At 48.7% G+C, this 466-nt stretch carries 1 protein-coding gene; it reads right to left on the reverse strand.

What is annotated here, in order from left to right:
* Positions 1-466 (reverse strand): hypothetical protein (locus tag C1E99_RS14615; RefSeq protein ID WP_202863382.1); only part of this gene is annotated, 466 nt, incomplete at both ends.

Consider the following 466-nt stretch of genomic DNA (forward strand, 5'->3'; position numbering starts at 1 on the left):
CCCGCCTCGTCAAAACCAATCGCATCAATGCGGATTTTCTGCTCAACGCCATCAACCGTCATCTTGATAGTAATGTTATTCTCAACCTTGCTGGCGATTTTACCAAACTCAACCGTTTGTAAGTCCACAAAGTCCTGACCCTGACGAGCGTTGAGCTGAATTTGGCTTGGGCTTGAGACTTCAATGTAAGAAAGTTGGCTTTGGAGTCCCTTAACAGAGCCCTCTACAATGCCTTCAAATGCTTTACCTCCGATGTAATTCAAGGTCGCATTCGTACCGTCTCCACTAAGGATACCAGATGCCAATTGTCCAAGTTCCACACCCTCATCCGCATAGCCAGCCAACTTACCAATAGTCTGAACGGTCGTCGGGATTTGTTTACCTGCTCGCAAGGCACCTTGACCTGCCGCAAAGCTACCAAGAGTAGCCAATGTCACAACAGCCTCAGCACCAGCCCAGATACGCT

The organism is Streptococcus suis (assembly GCF_002964045.1).
GTDB classification, from domain to species: domain Bacteria; phylum Bacillota; class Bacilli; order Lactobacillales; family Streptococcaceae; genus Streptococcus; species Streptococcus suis_U.